The organism is Streptomyces sp. P3, assembly GCF_003032475.1.
Lineage (GTDB): Bacteria > Actinomycetota > Actinomycetes > Streptomycetales > Streptomycetaceae > Streptomyces.
Map to the genome: position 1 here is coordinate 6440281 of NZ_CP028369.1, position 1494 is coordinate 6441774.

At 69.3% G+C, this 1494-nt stretch carries 1 protein-coding gene; it reads left to right on the forward strand.

The window, feature by feature from the left end:
• Positions 1-93: 93 nt before the first annotated feature.
• The gene (locus C6376_RS28520; protein ID WP_216825615.1) at positions 94-945 is read left to right on the forward strand and encodes an ABC transporter permease; all 852 of its coding nucleotides are present in this window, start codon (positions 94-96) and stop codon (positions 943-945) included.
• Positions 946-1494: the final 549 nt, after the last annotated feature.

Below are 1494 nucleotides of genomic sequence, written 5' to 3' on the forward strand. Positions count from 1 at the left end.
CGGGCCGAGCTGCCCGCCGGGGCACGTCCCGCTGGAGGCGGCGTTCCTGGAACGGGCCGCCGACAGTGTCGAGTACCTTGAAGGAGAGACCGAGTGACCGCGCCGACGACTACGGACCAGACCGCGGTAAGCGTGCCGCCGGTGGAGCCCAGGGCCCGCTTCAGTGACCTTTTCGCCGCCGAGTGGATCAAGCTGTGGTCACTGCGGTCGACCCTGTGGGCCTTCGTCGCCACGGCGGCGCTGGTGCTCACGAGCACCAGCGCCAACGCCAGGGGAGACGCCCGGCAGTATGCCGAGGCCGACGAGCAGCGGCGGGCGCTGTTCCGGATGCTCGGGTTGGTGCCCGACTCGTTCCCGCCCGGCTCCGCGACGATGCTGATGCTCGGTGCCGGTGCGATCGGTGCCATCGCGGTCCTCGGTGAGTACACCACCGGCATGATCCGGACGACCTTCACGGCCGTTCCCGCCCGTGGTTCGGTGATGGCCGCGAAGGTGGCGGTGGTCACCGTCGCCACGACCGGCTTCGGTGCGCTCGCGGCGTTCCTCTCGTACGGTGTCGCCCAGGCCGTCCTGTCCGGTCAGGACATCGCCGTGGGCCTCGGGCACACCGGGATCCCGCGCCTGCTCCTGGCCTCCACGCTGCTCGCCCCGGTCTCCGCCCTCGTGGGCATGGGAGTGGCCGCGCTGGTCCGGCACGCCGTCATCGCCATCGTGGCCACCACCGCCCTGCTCTTCGTCCTTCCCACGCTGCTGAACGACCACAGTCGCCTCACCGCGAGCCTCCTGCACATGACGGTCCTGCAGGCCTGGGACCGCATCGGTCGCGAACAGGACGCCGGGGAGCAGTGGCCGTGGACGGTGGGGGGCGCCTGCGTCGTTCTCGCCGTCTGGGCGCTGGTTTCCGCGGCGCTGACGACCTTCTCGGCGAACCGCCGGGACCAGTGAGCGGCGCTGGACCTGATTCTCTCCCAGGCGCGGGCCAATTACGGCCCGCGCCTTTCCTCTGTTCTCGCATGGAAAAACCTCGGCCTGTCCATTTGTCAAGAATTCGGGCAGGCCGATTTTCTGCACTGTTCAACTGGCCCGGCGAGGCCAGTTGAACAGCCGCTTTTGAACACCCCTCCCAGCCGATTCTCATGCTGCCCGTGCCGGTTTCCGGGCACGTGGGCCGAACATTGATCATCCGCTGGGCCGTGGGCCATAGTGACTGCCGGGGAAGCCGCGGTGGCCCCGTACGACCAGAACATGAATCAGGGGGCTTTTGCCGGGCCGGAATCGGTGTCGACACGGCGCTGTCGGCAACCGGAATCGACCGAGGGCCCAAGCACGAGCGGTTGTGACAGGCCGGACCGGGCGGAGCAATTCCGTGCGGTCCTCACAGCCGTGCCCACCGACGCTGTCGGCGGTGCCGGCCGCAGGGCCGGGATAACGGCCGGAGATCACCAGTCAGCCTCGGCCGACGTCGCGGCGAGGACGTAAGCAGGAGGGGTCCTG